The following is a 19,724-nucleotide window of genomic DNA, read 5'->3' as shown; positions in this document are numbered from 1 at the left end:
GCGTCTACTCGTTTCCAGCGAGGGCGAGCGGAGCGAACCCGTAGGCGCGCTCCAGGGCGGTACGGACACTGTCCGGCAGATAGCGGCGCATGGCGTCGAACTCGCGGGCGCGGCTGAACTTGCTGGACTCGGCGAACCGGGGACGTTGCTCCAGCCAGTTCGCCACCGTCAGGGCGGCGAGGTCGGCGTACTGGCCGGCGCTGACACCGACGCAACCGCCTGAGCGGTCCTCGAGCAGGAACGGCGGGCCGTCGAAGGCGGCGTCGAAGAGGGCGCTGCGGGTGACGGTGCCGAACAGGTACGCCAGCGTCTCCGCCTCCGCACCGATCAGCTCCCGCACAGCGGGCCGCAGCTCGTGCGGGATCGCGCCGGTCGGGAAGATCTCCGTGCCGTACACCGAGTGGAACAACCCCGCGTCGCACAGCTCCTGCCGCGACCCCCACTGGGCCAGCAGGTCGTGCACGCCGCGCAGGTGCGCCAGCAGGTTGGCCTCCGAGTGCGCCAACTCGGCCACCCCGTGCGACTCCAGGAAGGCGATCTTCTCGGCGAGCCCGCTCACGCCGCCTCCCGACTGCCGTACGACCCGGTCATCGCCACCAACGTCTTGCGCGGCCCGGTGAAGCTGGACCGGCCGTGCGCCATCGCCATGTTGTCGACAACCAGCAGGTCACCCTGCTGCCAGGGGAAGGCCAGGGACTCCGCGTCGAACGCGGCGCGGATGGCCGCGAGGTCGGCGTCGGTGATCGGGCTGCCGTCGCCGAGGTACGCGTTACGCGGCAGGTCCTCCTCGGCCAGCAGTTCCAGCAGCGCCTCCCGGGTTGCCTCGGGCAGGTTGGAGACGTGGAACAGGTGGGCCTGGTTCATCCAGACCGTCCGCCCGGACACCGGGTGCACGGTGACGGCCTGGCAGGTCTCGGTGGTCCGCAGCGCGCCGTCGTCGAACCACTCGTAGGTGATGCCCCGCTCGCGGCAAAACTCCTGCACGGCCTCCCGGTCCATCCCGGGGAACGTCTCCTGCCAGGACACCCCGAGACCGACCCGGTAGTTGCGCACGTACCGCACACCGTGCCGCTCGAAGCGCTCGCGCACCTCGGCGGGGATGCGCTGCCAGACGGCGTGGCTGTCGGCGAGCGGGGTCTCCCCGCCGGTCTGGGCCGGGATGTTCGAGTAGAAGAACAACCGCCGGGGCCACACGCTGGTGTACGCCATCTCGTTGTGCAGCGGGATGACCTCGCTGGCCGGGTACTCGGTCGAGGTGTACACGTCGCCGACCTTGCTGCGCGGCGTGGACCGGTAGGTGTACTCGGCCATCTCCTCGCCGAAGACCTTGACGAAGGCGGAGAAGGCCGGCGCGTCCGGGGCGTCGAACCCGCGCAGCAGGACAGCGCCGTGGCTGTCCAGTCGGTCGTTGATCAGGTCGAGGTGCTCGGTGGCCCATTCCGCCGGCGAGATGCCGGGCGAGGTGGCCTCGATGCAGGCCACCCGGTTGCGCTCCGGGAACAGGCAGCTCTCTTTCACGTGGTCCATGTCGGAGGTCCTTCCGCGTACGTCGGGTCGTGGTCCGGGTCAGTCGGCGTCCGGCCGGACGAACGACCGGAGGGCGGCCAGGGTCAGGGCGGCGAGCCGCTCGATGCTCTTCCGCTCGTTGAGGTTGCTGCTGTACTTCAGGTGCAGGCTGAGCTCACCGTCGGCGAACCGCGCGAACACCTGGAGCCGGTGCATGCGTTGCAGCTGCGGCATCGGCCAGGAGTCGTCCATGGCCGGCCCGAGCAGCGGCGACTCCTCGGGCTCGTGGGCGAACTCGCCCCAGTTGTTGAGCAGGATGTCCGGCTTGCCGAGCGGGGCGAGCGCGTCCGCCACCTCCGGATGCCCGCCCAGGTAGCGCAGCAGGCCGAAGGCGAGGCCGCGCCGGGGCACCGCCTCGATCTGCTCGCGGACCGACTCCAGCAGCGCCCTCGGGCCGGGCTTCTCGGGTCGGCGGACGAGCCGGGGTGAGGTCATCGAGAACCGGCCGATGGCACGGGACAGGTCGAGGTCCTGACCGCCCATCTCCCGACCCCGGGCGACGAGGTCGACCAGGATCGACGACTGACCGGACCAGTCGGTGAAGCCCTGGAGGGTGGCGGCCAGCAGCGCGTCGTTGAGGCTCAGGCCGTACTCCTGCGGCACCAGCCGGCGCAGCGCGGCGGTTTCCTCCGCGTCGAGCCCGACCACCACCGTCTCCTCCGACGACATGCAGTCGTCTCCGTCGGGGTGGTCCAGCGGCCAGGTCGGGACAGGTTCCTTGGCCAGCGCCGTCCAGTACGCGATGTCCTCGGTCAACTCCGTGCCACGGGCGAGCGCGTCCAGGTTGCGGGACCATTCGGCGAACGACGCCGTCGGCAGCGGCAGGCGCGGCTCCTCGCCGGCCTCCACCGCCTGGTACGCGGTCTGGAGATCCGCCATCAGGACGTCCCAGGAGCTGTTGTCCATCAACTGGTGGTGGACGATCACCACGAGCAGCTCGGGACGGTCCGCCCCGAAGCGGACCAGGGCGACCTGGAGCAGCGGCCCGTTCTCGATGTCGAGCTTGCGGTGCAGGGTGCGATCGAGGCGCCGGAAGGCGACCTCCTGGTCCGCCGGGTCGAGGGCGGACAGGTCCACGCTGGTGAACGGCGTGGGCTGGTACAGCTCGTTGACCCGGACCGACAACCGGCCCCCGGCCCGGGGGAAGCTGATCCGCAGCGAGTCGTGATGGGTGATCACCGCCGCCACGGCCCGCTCCAGCAGCGCCGGGTCGAGTGACCGCATCGCCTCGAACATGAAGATGTGCGTGTACTTGTGCGGGTCGGCGAAGTTCCGCTCGGCGAAGGCCACGTGCGACGCGACGAGCGGCACCACACCGGGGTCCGTACGCCGGCTTCCGTCACCACCCGCACCGGCGGTCGTCGACCCACCGGCCACGGACGCGAGGCCGCCGATGGTGGGGTGCGCGATGAACTGCGCGGGGGTGATCACCACACCCGCCTTACGGGCCCGGTCCACCACCCGGATCACGTGCAGCGAGTCCCCACCCAGGGCGAAGAAGTTGTCCTCCGGACCCACCGACGGCACCCGCAGCACCTCCCGCCAGATCCCGGCCAGGACCTCCCGCGCCTTGTCGGCCGGTGTCTGCGCGTCGGTCGCGACCGAGGCGAGCGCGGCGATGGTCGGGTACGCGATGAACTGCGCGGGCGTGATCACCACACCCGCCTTACGGGCCCGGTCCACCACCCGGATCACGTGCAGCGAGTCCCCACCCAGGGCGAAGAAGTTGTCCTCCGGACCCACCGACGGCACCCGCAGCACCTCCCGCCAGATCCCGGTCAGGATCCCCTCCACCGGTCCACGCCGGGTCTCCTCGGTGGCGGTGGCAGCGGCGGTGGCCGGAGCCACGGTGGGGGTCGGTGCCGTCAACGCGGCCCGGTCGACCTTCCCGTTGGGCAGCCGGGGCAGGTGGTCGACGAGCGCCACCGTCGGCACCATGTAATCCGGCAGCCGCTCCCGCAGCGCCGCGCGCAGGTCGTCGGTGGAGAGCGCGGCACCCGGCCGCAGCGCCACGTGGGCCACCAACCGCCGGTCGTCCGCCCCGTCGTCGTCGCAGAGCACCACGCACTCGCCCACGCCGTCCAGGGCGGACAGCGCCGAGGCGACCTCGTCCGGCTCGACCCGGTGACCCCGGATCTTGACCTGGTCGCCGATCCGGCCCAGGAACTCCACGGTGCCGTCCGGCAGCAGCCGCCCCCGGTCACCGGTGCGGTACAGCCGGTCGCCCGGCGCGCCCAGCGGATCGGGCACGAACCGCTCGGCGGTCAACGCGGCGTCCCCCAGGTAGCCGCGGGCCAGGCCCGCACCACCGACGACGATCTCGCCGGGCAGGCCGGTCGGCACCGGCCGCAGCCTCTCGTCGAGTACGTACAGCCGTGCGCCCGGGATCGGCCGACCGAGCGGCACCACCGCCTCGCGGCCCGCCCGGTCGATGCGGACCTCCGCCACGGCGACGATGCCCGTCGTCTCGGTCTGGCCGTACATGTTGACCAGCCGGGGCGCGGTCCCCGGCGCATTGCGGATGGCCTCGGGAAGTTCGTAGCGCAGCGGCTCGCTGGCGGTGAGCACCACCCGTGGCCGCCACCCGCCGGGCGAGGTGAGCGCCGGCAGCAGGACCCGCAGGTACGACGGCACCAGGTCCAGCACCTGCACGCCGTGCGCGGTGACGAAGGTGAGCAGCGCCAACGGGTCGGCCAGGTGCGCGCGCCCGGCGACGACCACGTGGCCGCCCAGCGCCAGCGGAACGGCGAACTGCCGCACCGACGACGAGAACGCGAACGACGCGGTGTGCAGGAACACCGGCTCGTCGGGCAGGGCCAGCGCGGCCGGCAGCCCCTCCAGGTACGCGGACAGTCCGCCGTGGGTCACCACCACACCCTTGGGGAGCCCCTTGGTGCCGGAGGTGTAGACCACGTAGGCCGGGTGCTCCGGTCGCAGCGCCGGTGTCGGCCGGGGGCCCACCGGGGCCGGCAGGTTCTCGATCGTCACCACCTCGCCCGCGCCCTGGGGCGTACGACCCGCCAGGTCGCGCGTGGTGAGCGTCATCGTCGGCCGGGCGTCCGCCACGATCGCGGCCAACCGCTGCGCGGGGTACGCGGGGTCCAGCGGCACGTACGCGGCACCCGTTTCCAGGACCGCCAACGCAGCCACGACGACGTCGACGCCCCGGTCGAGGTGCAGGGCGATCGTCGTTCCCGGGCCCGCGCCGCGTTCGGCGAGCACCCGGGCCAGGTCACCGCTGCGACGGTGCAGGTCGCCGTAGGAGAGGGTCGTCTCGCCGCTGGTGACCGCCGGAGCGTCGGGTCGGCATCGCGCCTGCTCGCCCACCCGGGCGGTGAGCGTGCGGTGCGCGGCGCCAACCGGCAGCGCCGGACCGTGCGCGAGCGCATCGAGACGCTCCCGCTCACCCGGCAGGAGGGGATCCACGTCGAAGACGCGCTGGTCGGGGTCACCGACCAACCGGTCCATCAGCACCCCGAGGCGGCTCATCATCGCCTCGACGGTGCCCGCGTCGAACAGGTCGGTGCTGTACTCGGCGTGCCCTTCGATGCCGTCCCCGTTCTCCCAGAGGTCGATCAGCAGGTCGAAGCGGGCTGTGCACTGCTCGTTGTCGATCGACGTGAGGGTGAGGCCGGGGCCCGGGTCGGGCAGGCCGCCCGGGGCGTTCTGCAACGCGAAGCGCACCTGGAACAGCGGTGAGTGGCTGAGGCTGCGGGTGGGCGCCACCGCGTCGACGACCATCTCGAAGGGGACGTCCTGGTGGGCGTACGCGCCGTGCGCCGTGCTGCGGACCCGCCGCAGCACCTCGCGGAAGGTGGGGTCGCCGGAGAGGTCGACCCGCAGCGCCAGGGTGTTGGCGAAGAACCCGACGAGCTTCTCCAACTCGGTGCTGGTGCGGTTGGCGACGGGCGTACCGACGGTGATGTCCCGTTGGCCACTGAGCTGGGCCATGAGCACGTCGAAGCCGGCCAGCAACGCCATGAACAGCGAGACCTTCTCCCGCCGGGCCAGGTCGGCCACCGCCCGGGATCGCTCGGCCGACCAGCTGATGTCGTGGCGCGCTCCGCGGAAGGTCTGCACCGCCGGTCGCGGCCGATCGGTCGGCAGGTCCAGCGTGGGTACGCCGTCGAGCTGCCGCTTCCACCAGTCGAGCTGGTCGTCCAGCTCGGCGCCGGTCAGCCAGGACCGCTGCCAGAACGTGTAGTCCACATAGGTGTGTGTCAGCTCGGGCAACGACGACGGCTGCCCCTGGGCGATCTCCCGGTAGAGCGTCACCAGGTCGTTCAACACGATGTTCAGGGACCAGCCGTCGGAGACGGTGTGGTGCAGCGTCAGCAGCAGCACGTGCGAGTCGGGGCGTACCCGCACCAGGGTGCCGCGCAGCAGCGGCCCGGCGGCCAGGTCGAACGGAGTGCGCCCCTCGGCGTCGAAGAGGGCGGCCAGCCGACCCTCCGGGTCGGCGTCGCCCCGCACGTCCACCTCGGCGTACGCCACGGCGTCGACGGGCAAGAACTCCTGCACCGGTTCGCCGTCCACGGACGGGAACCGGGTGCGCAGGCCCTCGTGCCGGGCCCACAGCGCGCCGAAGGCCACCCGCAGCGCGTCCGCGCGCAGATCACCGTCGAAGCGCAGCGCGAGGGGCACGTTGTAGAACGCGCTGTCCTCGGCGAGCCGGTTGAGGAAGTACAGGCGTCCTTGCGCGTGCGACAACGGCACCGGGCCGGTTCTCGGGACGGCGACGAGACCGGGCCGGGGTGCCCGCCCGCCGAGCGCCTCGATCCGGACGCCCAGGTCGGCCAGCGAGGTGGACTCCAGGAACACCGCCAGCGGCAGCTCGATGTCGAGCTTCTTGCGCAGCCGGGCCATGGCCCGGACCGCGAGCAGGGAGTGCCCACCCAGGTCGAGGAAGTTCGCGTCCCGCCCGATCGACTCGACCGGCCGCCCCAGCACGTCGGCCCAGACCTCGGCGATGGCCTCCTCCAGCCGGCTCTCCGGAGCGGCCAGGGTGGGCGCCGGCTCGGCCGCCGTGGGCGCGGGCAGGGCCGCCCGGTCCACCTTGCCGTTGGCGGCCAGCGGCAGCGCGTCGAGTGTGACGACGACCTCCGGCACCATGTAGTCCGGCAGTTCCGCGCGCAGCGCGTCACGCGGGTCGTAGGCCACGGAGTCCCCGGCCGCTGTGACGTACGCGACCAACCGCTCCTCACCAGGCCGGTCGGTTCGCAGCAGGACAACCGCCTCGCGGACCTGCCGCAGCCGGGTCAGGGTGGCCTCGATCTCCGCCAACTCGACCCGGTACCCCCGGATCTTCACCTGGGTGTCGATCCGGCCCAGGCAGTCGAGCTCGCCGTCGGGTCGCACCCGGACGAGGTCGCCGGTGCGGTACATGCGCTCCCCCGGCGTCGGGGCGAACGGGTCGGGCAGGAAGCGCCCGGCGGTCAGGTCCGGCCGACCGTGGTAGCCACGGGCCACACCAGCACCCGCCACATACAGCTCACCGACCGTGCCGGGCGGCACCGGCAGCAGGTTGCCGTCCAGCACGTAGAGCCGCGTGTTGGCGATCGGACGACCGATCGGCACCACACCGGACAGGTCGGTGCCGTCGTGCACCTCGTGCACGCAGCAGCCGACGACGGTCTCGGTGGGCCCGTACTCGTTGACGATGCGCAGGCCCGGAGCCCGGCGTCGCCAGGCGGCGGCGGTGGCGCCGTGCAGCGACTCGCCACCGACGATCAGATAGCCGTCCGCAGCGATGGTCCGGCTCGGAACGGCCCGGTCCAGCGCCTCCAGGTGGGCCGGGGTGAGCTTGACCAGCCCGAGGTCCAGGTCGCTGCCGAGCAGTTCGGTGAGGGTCTCCAGCTCGGTGCCGTCGGCGACGAGCACCACCGGACGCCCGGCGAGCAGCGGACAGAACAGCGTCGTCACCGACAGGTCGAACCGCAACGGCGAGACCAGTGGCGCGCCCCCGCCCTCGGCCACCCGGTACGCCCGCAGGCTCCACGCCAGGTAGTTGGTCAGGCCGCGGTGGGTGACCACCACACCCTTCGGTCGCCCCGTCGAGCCCGAGGTGTAGATGACGTAGCAGGCGCTGTCCGGGTGCGGACGCGGCAGCGGCGGCAGGTCGGTGGTGGCGTCCTCGTCGCCGTCGGGCAGCAGCACCGACACGTCGGTGTCCGGTAGGTCCGCGACCCGGCCCGCGCTGGTGACGACCACCCGCACCTCGGCGTCGGTGAGCATGAACCGCACCCGCTCGGCGGGCTCGCCCACGTCCAGCGGCACGTACGCGCCGCCGGCCCGGAGGGTGGCCAGCACGGCCGTGACGAGGTCGACACCACGGTCCAGGAAGAGGCCGACGCGGGTCTCCGGTCCCACCCCGTGCCGGCGCAGCCGCGCGGCGAGGGCGTCGGCCCGGCGGTCCAGCTCTCCGAACGTGACAGTCAGGTCACCGACCAGGAGCGCGGGCGCGTCAGGGGTACGGGCGGCCTGCCGAGCGAACAGCTCGTGCGCGCGCACGTCACCGAGGAGCGGGTCCTCGGTGCGGTTGCCGTCCACGACCGCCGCCCGGGTCTCCTCATCGGACAGGAGGCGGGCCAACCCGACCGGGGCGTCCGGCGCGGCGGTCAGACCGACCAGCAGAACGCCGAGGTGAGCGGCCATCCGCGCCACGGTGCGCTCGTCGAGGATGTCGGTCGCGTACTCGGCCACCCCCCGCAGCCGGCCGTCGGCGTCCGGCCACACCTCGACCGTCAGGTCGTGCTTGCTGATCGGCAGGTGGTGTTCGACGGCCGTGACCCGCAACCCCGCCGCCTCGGCCTCCAACGCCTGGTCCTCGACGAGGGCGAACATCACCTGCGCGAGGGGCGTGTGGCCGAGGTCGCGCTCCGGGTCGACCGCCTCCACCACAGTGTCGAAGGGCACCTCGCCGTGCGCCATGCCCTGCTGCACGAGATCGCGGACCCGTCCCACCAGGGCCCGGAAGGTGGGCGCGCCGGAGGTGTCGACCCGTACGACGATCGAGTTGACGAAGGAGCCGACCATCGTCTCCAGCTCGACCCGGGGGCGGTTCGCCACCGGGGTCACCACCGAGACTTCGTCCTGGGCCGCGTACCGCGACATCAGCGCGGCGAACCCGGCGAGCAGCACCATGAACGGCGTGGCCCGCTCATCCTGGGCCAGGCGGGTCACCGTCTGCCACAGGCCGTCGGGCAGGGCGAAGCGGTGCCGCTCGCCCCGGAAGGACTGCACGGGCGGGCGGGGACGGTCCAACGGCAGGTCGATGACGGGTACCGCGCCCGCCAGCGCGCGCTTCCAGTAGTCGAGGCCCTCGGCCAGCTCGGCGGCCCGGTCGGGACGGCTCTCCCAGGCGGCGTAGTCCGCGTACTGCACGGTGAGGGGCGCGAGCGTGGGAGCCCGGTCCTGTGCTCCGGCGCGGTACAGCTCCAGCAGCTCATCGATGAGCAGGCTGACCGACCAACCGTCGCAGATGCTGTGGTGCAGGGTCAGCACCAGCACGTGCGCGGTGGGGGTCTGCCGGAACAGCGCGGCGCGAGCCAGTGGCCCGTCGGAGAGGGAGAACGGACGACTCGCCTCGTCGCGTACGGCGGCCAGCACCGCCGCGTCGTCGACGGGCAGTGGGCGCGGGGTGAGGTCCACCTCGATGTCGGGCAGGATGCGCTGCACCGGGTCGCCCTCGTTCGCCGCGAACACGGTCCGCAGCGCCTCGTGCCTGTCGACGAGGGCGCGCACCGCGTCGGTGAGCACGTCGAGCCGGAGTGCGCCGGTCAGGCGTAGGGCGGTCGGCACGTTGAACATCGCCGAGCCGGGGACGAGCTGGTCCATGAACCACAGCCGGCGCTGTGCCGGGGAGACGGGCAGGTCGCCACCGCGCGGCACCCGGGCGAGCGCCTCGGCCGGCCGGGGGCGCCGGCCGCCGAGACGCTTCTCGAACAGGGCCCGCTTCGAGGGCGACATCGAGTCGAGGCGTGACCGGCCGGGCGAGAGCCCCGCGCCGTGCGGCGCGGGGCGGCTGGCACTCGCGTCGGTGGTCATCAGGCCACCTCCCGAGCGGCGCTCTCCAGGTGCGTCACGAGGCTGCGCGGCCGCATGTCCGTCCACTCGGTGGTGACGTGGTCCAGGCAGGAGGCGCGGTCGGCGGGCCCGTGGGTCACCGTCCACCCGGCCGGCAGGCTGAGCGACTCGGGCCACAGCGAGTGCTGCCCCTCGTCGTTCACCACTACGAAGAAGCATCCGTCGGGGTTGTCGAGAATGTTCACGTCTTCCTCACTCTGCGCCTGGTCCCAGGACCCGACGGGGAAGCGCTGAACCGGCACGGCGGCCAGGCAGGGACCACGGCGGTCAGACCTGCCAGCGTCGAAGTCGGGACGCGCGTCCCCAGGTCGGGCGTCGTCAACTGTCGTTTGCGGAGACTTTTGCTATGCGTCACTCAGAGGACGTGCGGGGTTTCACCGCCGCGTGTCTCGCTATCGGATTCCACCACGGCCACGGCCGGCCACCTGCACGTTAATCGGCTATCCGACCCGAAGCCGAGGGCCCTTTGCGGACACAACCCGGTCGATGTCAAGCGGATTCCGGCAAGCCATGCTGAACCCACGTCGCGCTCCCCCCCGAAGTTTGCGACCCAACAGCGTTCATGAATGTGAACGCAAGCGAGGCACAGAAAACCATCAGACACGGAGCGTGTCAAGACCCTCGCCTGCCGCTGAAGTCCACCATGCCAACCGGGACGTATTTATGACAAATACTCCGCAGGTGGTTGGTCGACCGGGCACGTCGCCAGGCCCGCCGGCGCTCCGTCGGGCGGGGCTGCGGGCGGTCGGGCGGGACGACCGGAATCGGCCCGAAATGCGTTGCCGGCAACGCATCTGCGCAGGACAGGGGCATTGCCGCCTACTCCGTGCGGCGTGCGGACCGATCAACGACGACGCCACCGTCCAGGCTGGACGCGGCGCGTCGGAAAAATGACTTGCCCGGACGGAGAGAATCATTTATCGCGGAACTCGTGGTCAGAATCCGACATGGAGACGAGTTTCACACGACAGTCGGAAAGAACGACCGATCATCCATTGGCCAAGCATCCGATTGGTTGGACGACAGTCAATGTAATGGTTGTTAACGTGCCCAATGCGAGGCACGACAGAGAGCGCCACCGTCGCCGGATCGCAGCTCCCGCGAAGCCGTCGACCATCCGGGCCGACAAGCCGACGCGTGGGCCGCCCGACGATTGCGTCCGATTGCCGGATCCGGTCAGGCCGAGACGTCGCGTCGGGCGCGGGACCTCTTCGCCGCACGGGCCCGCCACCACGCGTACGTGGCGCGGGGGGTAGGCGCCCGGCGTACCCGAAGGCACCCGCACGCCGGGCACCCAGCAGGCCATCGACACCCGAATTCGGGCGGACGCGTGCGCCGGGGCCATCGACGAAGACCAGTGTGCGTACGCGCCGAATCAGGCCCGGTCCGTCGCGGCCCCGCCTTTACCCGAGCGCCGGGATGCCGTGCGCCGGCACCGGCGATTGCCGGCACCGGACGCTCGTGCCACGGGGTTCGGAAAACACCTCGGTCAGCCCTGCAATAGCTGCCGAGCCATCACGATCCGCTGCACCTGGTTGGTGCCCTCGTAGATCTGAGTGATCTTGGCGTCCCGCATCATCCGCTCGACCGGGTAGTCCCTCGTGTAGCCGTAACCACCGAGCAACTGCACCGCGTCGGTGGTGATCTCCATGGCGGCGTCGGAGGCGAAGCACTTCGCCGCCGCGCCGAAGTAGGTGAGATCCGCGTCGCCACGCTCCGACTTGCCGGCAGCCGCGTACGTGAGCTGACGGGCCGCCTCGAGCTTCATGCCCATGTCGGCCAGCATGAACTGGATCCCCTGGAACTCGGCGACGGCCTTGCCGAACTGGCGACGCTCGGCCACGTACCCCTTGGCGTAGTCGAGCGCGCCCTGCGCGATCCCGACGGCCTGCGCGGCGATGGTGACCCGGGTGTGGTCCAGGGTCTTCATCGCGGTCGCGAAGCCGGTGCCCTCCGCGCCGATCATCCGGTCGGCCGGGATCCGCACGTTGTCGAGGTAGACCTCGCGGGTGGGCGAGCCCTTGATGCCGAGCTTCTTCTCCGGCGCGCCGAAGCTCACCCCGGCATCGGACTTCTCGACCACGAAGGCCGAGATGCCCCGGGACCGGGCGGACGGGTCGGTGACGGCGAAGACGGTGTAGAACTCGGACACCCCGGCGTTGGTGATCCAGCGCTTCACACCGTTGAGCACCCAGTGATCCCCGTCACGTACCGCCCTGGTGGTCATCGAGGCCGCGTCACTGCCCGCCTCCGGTTCGGAGAGGCAGTACGAGAACATCGCGTCACCGGCCGCGACCGGCGTCAGGTAACGAGTCTTGAGATCGGCGGAACCGGACAACAACAGCGGCATGGTGCCGAGTTTGTTCACCGCCGGGATCAGCGAGGAGGACGCGCAGGCGCGGGCCACCTCCTCGATCACGATGGCGGTGGCCAGCGCGTCCGCGCCCGCGCCGCCGTACTCCTCGGGAATGTGCGGTGCGTGGAAGTCGGCCGCTCGCAGCGCGTCGTAGGACGCCTTGGGGAACTCCCCCGTCTCGTCGGCCTCCGCGGCGTGCGGAGCCACCTTCGCGGCGCAGACCTCCCGCACGGCTTCCCGGATCGCCTGGTGCTCCTCAGGCAACCGGTAGACGTCGAACGACTCCCCTGCGGCCATCTCGGCCCTCCCCTTCACCACTATCATGCGCAGTCTGTGACGACTCCTGACCGCCGACCGCGCAGACTGAAGACTAGCGACTGCAGTTCAGGTGATGTTACCGGCGCGTAGGTATGGGCAGGACGGTGCACCTAACGCGCTCAGCGATGATGGAGAATTGAGACAGTGAGCCACCCTCCGGTGCCCCGCCCAGGCGCCGCAGCAGAATGCGACGCGACGACGCGACGCCAGCGCGAGCGGAGAAGACAGGCGTGACGATCCCCTACCCCACCATCCAGCCGACCCCCGCCATCGCCGCGGTGACCCCGCCCTCGGGCGCACCCCGGCCGCGGGTGACGTTCCTAGGGACTGGTTACCTCGGTGCGACGTACGCCATCTGCTACGCCGAGCTGGGCTACGAGGTTCTCGGGTTCGACGTCGACGCCGACAAGATCGCGATGCTGAACGCCGGTCAGGTGCCGATCCACGAGCCCGGCCTGGACGAGCTGCTCCGGCGCAACCTCGCCGCCGGCCGCCTCCGGTTCAGCACTGACATCGCCGAGACCGCCGAGTTCGGTGACGTGCACTTCATCTGCGTCGGCACCCCGCAGCGGGCCGACGGCATGGGCGCCGACCTGTCGTACGTCGAGGCGTCGGTCACCAGCCTCGCTCAGCACCTGACCCGCAAGGCGTTGATCGTCGGCAAGTCCACCGTGCCGGTCGGCACCGCCGAGTGGGTCGAGCAGCTCGTCGGGAAGCACACCCCGAACGACCTGGACGTCGAGGTGGCGTGGAGCCCCGAGTTCCTCCAGGAGGGCTTCGCCGTCGACGACGTCCTGCGGCCCAACCGGATCGTGGTCGGCGTCAAGAGCGAGTGGGCCAACGGCATGCTCTACGCCGCGCACAAGGGCGTGTTCGACCTGGCCGCCACGGAGGACCGCGAGGTGCCCCTGGTGGTCACCGACTTCTCCACCGCCGAGCTGGTCAAGGTCGCCGCGAACGCCTTCCTGGCCACCAAGATCTCCTTCATCAACGCGATGGCCGAGGTCTGCGAGGCCTCCGGTGGCGACGTCACCCAGCTGGCCCGCGCGATCGGCTACGACCCGCGGATCGGCAACCGGTTCCTCCAGGCCGGCCTCGGCTTCGGAGGCGCCTGCCTGCCCAAGGACATCCGGGCCTTCCAGGCCCGCGCCCAGGAGCTGGGCGCCGGCGAGGCGCTGCGCTTCCTTCACGAGGTCGACCTGATCAACCTGCGCCGGCGTACCCGGGTGCTCCAGCTCGCCGCGGACCTGCTCGGCCGCCGCTCCGGGCCGGCCGGCCCGGACTTCTCCGGCACCCGGATCGCCGTGCTCGGTGCCACCTTCAAGCCCAACACCGACGACGTCCGCGACGCCCCGGCGCTCGCCGTCGCCGCGCTGCTGCACAAGGCCGGCGCCGACGTGCACGTGTACGACCCGCAGGGCACCGAGAACGCCCGCCGCGCGGTTCCCGAGTTGACCTACGAGAGCAGCATCAACGAGGCGGTAAACGACGCCGACCTGGTCTGCGTCCTCACCGAGTGGGCCGACTTCCGCAACGCCGATCCGGTCGCCCTCGGCGAGTTGGTCAAGGGTCGCAAGGTCGTCGACGGCCGCAACTGCCTCGACCCGGCGCTGTGGACCCAGGCGGGCTGGGAGTACCGGGGCATGGGCCGCCCCTGACCCAACCGACGCACCACCGGCCGGCCATCGAGCATCTCGGTGGCCGGCCGGTGTCGTTGTTTGCCCCGGACCCGCCGACAAGAGTCGAAATCCGCGCCAGCTTTGGGCATGCTGCGACAGTGGGAGTCCACAGTGCGGGTGGAGGGGTGTCGTGGCGACCTTTCAATGCTCCTCGTGCGGCCGGGAGATCAAGCCGGCCGTCCGATGCCCGCACTGTGGGGCAGATCAACCACAGTGGGTCGAGCACCTGGCCGACATTGAGCGTTCAATCGCGGAGATGAAGGCGCGCGACGCCGCCATCGCCCGCGAGCAGCGGCAGATCGCCGCCAAGATGCAGGCCGCGCTCTTCCAGCGGGACATCCTCGCCCACGCCGGCGAGGAGCGGATCAAGCAGGCCACCCGGCCGCGCCGGGTGCTGCGCCGCCGCCCCGGCCGGCGGCCCCCGACGGCCACCATGGGAACGCCGCCCCGGGTGCCCCGCCAGGGCACTCCGTCCGCCCCGGAGGATCCGCCGCCGCCCCCGCCCCGGGCCGCCTGGCTGGACGCGGACGACCCGGAGCACCCGCCGGAGGCGTCCTCGCGCGAGGTGCAGAACATCCCGCTCGGGCTGGGCGCGCTGCTGCTCGGCGTCGCCGCGGTGGTCTTCGCCGCGGTGGCCACCAGCTCGATGGACGCGTTGGCCCGACTCGGCATCCTGCTCCTGGCCACCGTGCTGATGCTGCTCGCCCCACCGGCACTGGCCCGGCGCGGGCTCACCTCGACCGCCGAGACCATCGCCGCGGTCGGCCTGCTGCTGGTGCCGCTCGCCGGCAACGCCCTGTGGGCGGTGGACCGGATCGGCGCCGGCGGCGGCTCCGGCACGGTCTTCGCCGGGGTGATCTTCGCGGTCACCGCCGCGGTCGCATTCGGGTACGCCGGTTGGACCGGTCTGCGCGCGCCCCGCTTCGCCACAGTGCTCGCCGCGCAGCCGGTGCTGCCTCTGCTGGCGTACGACCAGATCACCGGCCCGGGCGGCTGGGCGCTGGTGCTGGCCCTGGTCGCCCTCGTCAATCTCGGCCTGGCCCGCTCCGGCGTGACCGTCGAACGCCCCGTCCGGCAGGACCTGCCGTCGCCCGGCATGCCGTCCGCGCCCCGCCAACGCGACGCCGAGAGCCGACCGGAGGGCGACCCGGAGGAGGCCGCCGAGCTGATCGACGTCAGCGGGGGCGCCACCGACCCGCGGCCGACCCGACCGGTGCCCGGCCTGCGTGAGCTGACCTGGTTGCTGCACGCCCTGGCGGTCGCCGTCTCGCTGGCGTACGCGGTCACCGCCCTGCTGCGGGCACAGACCGTGCCGACGGCGACCGGCGCCGGGGTGGTGCTGCTGCTGGCCGCCATGATCGGGCTGGCCGGCGCGTTGGTGCTGCGTCGCCCGCCACTGCCGGACGTCGCGGCCGGCATCGTCACCCTGGCGGTGATCGGCTCGCTCAGCCGAATCGCCTCGGTGGCACTCCCCGGCCGGGCGCTGCTGCTGATCGCGGCGGTCATCACGGTGACCGGGCTGGCGGTGCGCGCGGTCCCGGAGGCGGCCCGACGTGGCCCACAGTTGGCCTCCGCGGTGGCGCTGACAGTCAGTGGTCTGGTGGTCGCCGGCGGCGCGCTACGCGCCGGGGTGGCACCGGTCCGGGCGGCACTGCCCGCCTGGAACCCCGACCTCAGCCGGTACCCGGGCGAGTTGGCCGCCGCCGTCGGGCCGACCACCTGGCAGCTCGCGGGTGCCGCGTTCCTGCTGACCATCGCGGCGGTGCTGGCCCTGCCCACCGAGATCCGCCGGGAGTTCGCGGTCGCCGGCGCGGCGCTGACCGCGCTCGCCGTCCCTGCCTCGTTCGGTCTCGGCTGGGCGACGGCACCCTGGCCAATGGTGATCACCGCGATCGGCATCGGGGTCATCGGGCTCTCCGCCCGCACCGACCGAGCCGCGGTGGCGCACGCCATCGGGGCGGCCGTGGTCGGCCTGTTCGGTGCGGGTGCCAGCCTGGCCAGCCCCACCCTCACCGCCGCGGTCCTGATCACCCTGTTCGTGGCCGGCACGCTGGTCACGCTGGCGCCCCGGATCCGGATCGCCTCGGCCGCCTCTGACACGGTCACCGCCTGGGCCGCCGGTGGCGCCGCGTTCGCGCTGCCCGGGGCAGTGGCGGCGTTCGTGGCCGCGACCATGCCGAGCGACCCGACCCCCACCCCGGCGAGCCTCCGCGAGGTGACCGTCCCGATCCTGGCGGCCAGCTTCCTGGCGGTCTGCGTGACCCTGGGCTACGCCGCCGTCGTGCAGGTCTCCCAGCGCCACATCCCCGCGCCGCTGTCGGTCGGCACCGGGCTGGGCGCGCTGATGGTCACCGCCGCCGCGTTCGGGGCGCCCGGCGCGACCGTCGCGGACGCGTGGGTGGGCGCGCTCCTGCTGGTCGCGGCGGTGCTTCTCTTCCTGGCCCCCTCGATCGACGCCGGCCGTCGAGCCGACCTCACCCTCGACGGCTCGGACCTGGCCGCCGCGGCGGTCACCACCGCCCTGATCGCCACGCTGGTACGGATCGGGGCGGTGCTCGCCCCGGGTGGGCAGCTGGCGGTGGCCGCCGCCCTGCTCCTGGTGGTCGCCGTGGGCGCCCGCAGCATGCCGGAGGAGTGGCGACGCGGCCCGATCCTCGGCCTCACCGTCGGCGGTGCCCTGATCGGCGTCCTCGCCGGCTGGTCGGCGGTGCGCGGTGGGGTCGGCGTGCTGGCCACCCCCGGCCCGATCTGGAGGGGCGATCTGAGCGACTGGCCGGCCGCCCCCGTCGGCGGTGCCACCTGGCAGGCGCCGGTCGCGCTGGCGCTGCTGGCCCTCGCCGCCGGCATCCTGCTCCCGCCGCCGTGGCGCTGGGACGTGTCCGGGGTGGCGGTGGTGCTCGCCACGATCGGCGCGCCGGCCGCATTCGATCTGGCCTGGTGGTCGCCGGTCCTGGTCGGCGGAATGGTCGCCACCGTGTTCGGCCTGGCCGCGGTGGCCACGGAGGAGGCGCGCGCCGGGCTGTCCCGGGCCACCGTGGCCGGGGTTGTCGCGCTGCACGCCGCCGGAGCCGGACTGGTCCGCCCGTGGACCACGGCCCTGGCGCTGGGCAGCATCGCGCTGATCGGCGTGGTGGTGGCCGCGCTGGCCCGCGTCCTCGCCGATCCACAGGTCGTCGACATCGAAACCGAGGGGATGCCGCCGCACCTGGCGCAGATCGGTGGCGCGGCGATCGGTGCCGCCCTGCTGGCCCTCCCCGGCGCGGTGGCGGCACTGTCCGCCGAGTTCGAACACTCGGCGCAGGTGGTGCTGACCGCCGCGCTGGCCGCGACCAGCCTCGGTCTGGCCGCCGTGGCCGCGGTCCGCCGGCTGGTGCCGCAATATCTGCCCTGGGTCAGCGTGGCGGTGGTCGGCGGGGCCACCATCAGCGCCCTGGCCGCCATCCCCACCGGCCTCGCCGCGGGCGTCTACGCGGCCGCCGCCGCCCTGCTCGGCGTACTGGCCGAGCTGATCCGCGCGGCCACCGTGCCGCCCACCGGCGCGGCCCAGCCGGTCCGGCGCTGGGCGGTACGACTGGACGGCGCCCTACGGCGGTTGCCGGACGACCCGGAGCGACGACGCTGGCGGGTCAACCCGGCCGCGGGTGCATTGGCCGCGGCGGCGCTGCCGACCGCCCTGGCACTCGCCTCGATCGCACCCGCGCTGGTCACCGCCCTGGTCGAGCCGCACCGCACACTGACCCGGATCTGGCAGGGCCCACCGCCGGAGCTGCTCACCCCACCGTCGGACGTGGTGAACCCGACCCACGTGCTGACGGCGTTGCTGCTCACCGCGACCGCCGCGCTGGCCGCCACCGGGTTCAGCGGTGGGCGGCGGTCCCGGGCCGTGCCGGTGGTGCTGCCCGGAGCAGCCGTCACGCTGCTGATCGCGCCCATCGCGCTGGGTCAGGGCTGGCCCGCCAGCACCGTCGCCGCGCTCTCCGTCTTCACCATCGCGATGCTCGGTCTCGCACTGACCCCACCGCCGCCGCTGGTCGAGCGGGCCCGGTCGCTGCGGCTGGCCCGGGTGCTGGTGTTCGCCATCGGTCTGGCCGGTGGCAGCGCCGGGCTCGCCGGCAGCCTGGCCGACCGGCAGATGACCCTGTTCACCCTCGGCAGCGCGGTCGGCGTGGGCGCGGTGGCGGCGCTGTTCGGCACCACCCAGCGGGCGCGCATCCTCGGCTGGCTCTTCGCATCACTCATGGCGCAGCTCTTCGTGCTCACCGCCGGCCTGGTCGCCGGGCTGGCGGCGGTCTGGTCCGCGTTCGGGGTGCTCGCCGTCGGCGCGGTCCTGCAGGTGCTCGCCGCGACCCTGCCCCGGCTGCGCCGCCCCGAGGCGCAGCGGGAGGCCTCCACCGTGGAGTGGACCGGGTACGCTGCCGCGCTGATCGCGTTGGCCCTCGCCTTCGACTCGCCCCGCCACATCGCCGCCCTGCTGGCCGCCTGGGGCGCTGTCCTCGGGGTGGCGGCGACCCGACCCGGTCGCCGGCCGGTGGAACGCCGGATCCTGTTCTGGGCCGTGGTGGTGTGTGAGATCACCGCGTGGTGGATCCTGATGCGAGTCGCCGACGTGGCGTTGCCCGAGGCGTACACGCTGCCGTTCGCCGTGTTGGCACTCCTCGTCGGAGTCCTGGAGCTGCGCCACCGACCCGACATGAGCAGCTGGGTGGCGTACGGGCCGGCGCTGGTCGCGGCCTTCGTCCCGACGCTGGCGATCGTGCTGGCCACCGAGTCCAGCACGATGCGGCAGATGCTGCTGCTGCTCGGCGCGGTCGCGGTACTGATCTTCGGCTCGTCCAGCCAACAACAGGCCCCGGTGATCGTCGGCGCGTCGGTCACCGCGATCACGGCGATCCACGCCCTGTTCAGCCTGGGCCCGTGGCTGGCGCTGATCCCGGTGGGCATCCTGCTGCTGGTGCTCGGCGCGAGCAACGAACGCCGCCGCCGCGCCCAGGAACGCCTACAGACCGCCCTGCGCGGCATGAGATAAAACGGAGGGTCCCTGCGGCGTGGCTGAGTGGGGGCGGTGAGTGGGCCCGGTTCGCGTCACCCGCGTCCACCGCGCGCGATCTTGCACTTTCTGTTGCGGCATAGGGGGTGAAGGCCGCGAAGCAGCGACCGGAAGTGCAAGATCGCGGGTGTGGCGGGGTGGGGCGGCGTGCGGGGGTTAGCGCAGGGTGGCTTGGAGGGCGGCTTCCTTGGTTGCTACCAGCTTCTCCAGATCCTGCTGGTAGGTCGTCATCTTGGCGCGCAGGGCCTCGTCGCTCGCACCGAGGATCCGTACGGCGAGCAGGCCGGCGTTGCGGGCGTTGCCGATCGACACGGTGGCGACCGGGATCCCGGCCGGCATCTGCACGATGGACAGCAGCGAGTCCATGCCGTCAAGGTGCTTCAGCGGCACCGGCACACCGATCACCGGCAGCGGCGTCACCGAGGCCACCATGCCGGGCAGCGCGGCGGCACCCCCGGCCCCCGCGATGATCACCTTGAGGCCGCGGTCGGCGGCGTCGCGCCCGTACTCGATCATTGCGACCGGAGTCCGGTGCGCCGAGATCACCCGGACCTCGTACGCCACGCCGAAGTCGTCCAACACCTCGGCCGCAGCCCGCATGGTCGGCCAGTCCGAGTCGCTGCCCATGATCAAGCCAACCGTGCTCACTGCGGCCCTCTCCTCGTTCCCGAAA

8 protein-coding genes are annotated in these 19,724 nt (G+C 72.5%); 2 read left to right on the top strand and 6 right to left on the bottom strand.

The features are described 5' to 3' along the window. Window positions 1–4: 4 nt before the first annotated feature. The 5 genes from GUI43_RS08275 to GUI43_RS08255 all read right to left on the bottom strand — a co-directional run bounded on the left by GUI43_RS08275 (window position 5) and on the right by GUI43_RS08255 (window position 12,304). The gene (locus GUI43_RS08275; RefSeq protein ID WP_112582443.1) at window positions 5–559 is read right to left on the bottom strand and encodes a DUF6817 domain-containing protein; all 555 of its coding nucleotides are present in this window, start codon (window positions 557–559) and stop codon (window positions 5–7) included. Continuing rightward, window positions 556–1,527, bottom strand: coding sequence for a TauD/TfdA family dioxygenase (locus tag GUI43_RS08270; RefSeq protein ID WP_112582444.1), 972 nt, complete (start codon window positions 1,525–1,527; stop codon window positions 556–558). The genes GUI43_RS08275 and GUI43_RS08270 overlap by 4 nt, the downstream gene beginning before the upstream one ends. A 39-nt stretch (window positions 1,528–1,566) precedes the next feature. Beyond that, window positions 1,567–9,612, bottom strand: coding sequence for a non-ribosomal peptide synthetase (locus tag GUI43_RS08265; RefSeq protein WP_112698487.1), 8,046 nt, complete (start codon window positions 9,610–9,612; stop codon window positions 1,567–1,569). Then, complete coding sequence (locus GUI43_RS08260; protein WP_112582509.1) at window positions 9,612–9,836, bottom strand: MbtH family protein; 225 nt, start codon at window positions 9,834–9,836, stop codon at window positions 9,612–9,614. The genes GUI43_RS08265 and GUI43_RS08260 overlap by 1 nt, the downstream gene beginning before the upstream one ends. A 1,304-nt stretch (window positions 9,837–11,140) precedes the next feature. Then, entirely contained in the window at window positions 11,141–12,304 is a 1,164-nt protein-coding gene (locus tag GUI43_RS08255; protein WP_112582446.1) for an acyl-CoA dehydrogenase family protein, read from the bottom strand. Window positions 12,305–12,555: 251 nt separating this feature from the next. Between GUI43_RS08255 and GUI43_RS08250 the strand changes: the two genes are divergently transcribed. Both GUI43_RS08250 and GUI43_RS08245 read left to right on the top strand, forming a co-directional pair. Further along, the gene (locus tag GUI43_RS08250; protein WP_112698486.1) at window positions 12,556–13,983 is read left to right on the top strand and encodes a UDP-glucose dehydrogenase family protein; all 1,428 of its coding nucleotides are present in this window, start codon (window positions 12,556–12,558) and stop codon (window positions 13,981–13,983) included. 151 nt (window positions 13,984–14,134) lie between these two features. Beyond that, on the top strand, window positions 14,135–19,030 hold the full coding sequence (locus GUI43_RS08245; protein WP_112698485.1) for an SCO7613 C-terminal domain-containing membrane protein: 4,896 nt from the start codon (window positions 14,135–14,137) through the stop codon (window positions 19,028–19,030). 177 nt (window positions 19,031–19,207) lie between these two features. Here GUI43_RS08245 and purE read toward each other — a convergent pair whose 3' ends face one another. After that, window positions 19,208–19,699 (bottom strand): 5-(carboxyamino)imidazole ribonucleotide mutase, encoded by a 492-nt coding sequence (gene purE / locus GUI43_RS08240; RefSeq protein ID WP_112582449.1) that lies wholly within the window; start codon window positions 19,697–19,699, stop codon window positions 19,208–19,210. Window positions 19,700–19,724: the final 25 nt, after the last annotated feature.

Source organism: Micromonospora noduli (genome assembly GCF_003264365.1).
GTDB classification, from domain to species: domain Bacteria; phylum Actinomycetota; class Actinomycetes; order Mycobacteriales; family Micromonosporaceae; genus Micromonospora; species Micromonospora noduli.
The sequence above is the reverse complement of the archived record's forward strand: the minus strand, read 5'-3'. Positions and strand labels throughout refer to the sequence as shown.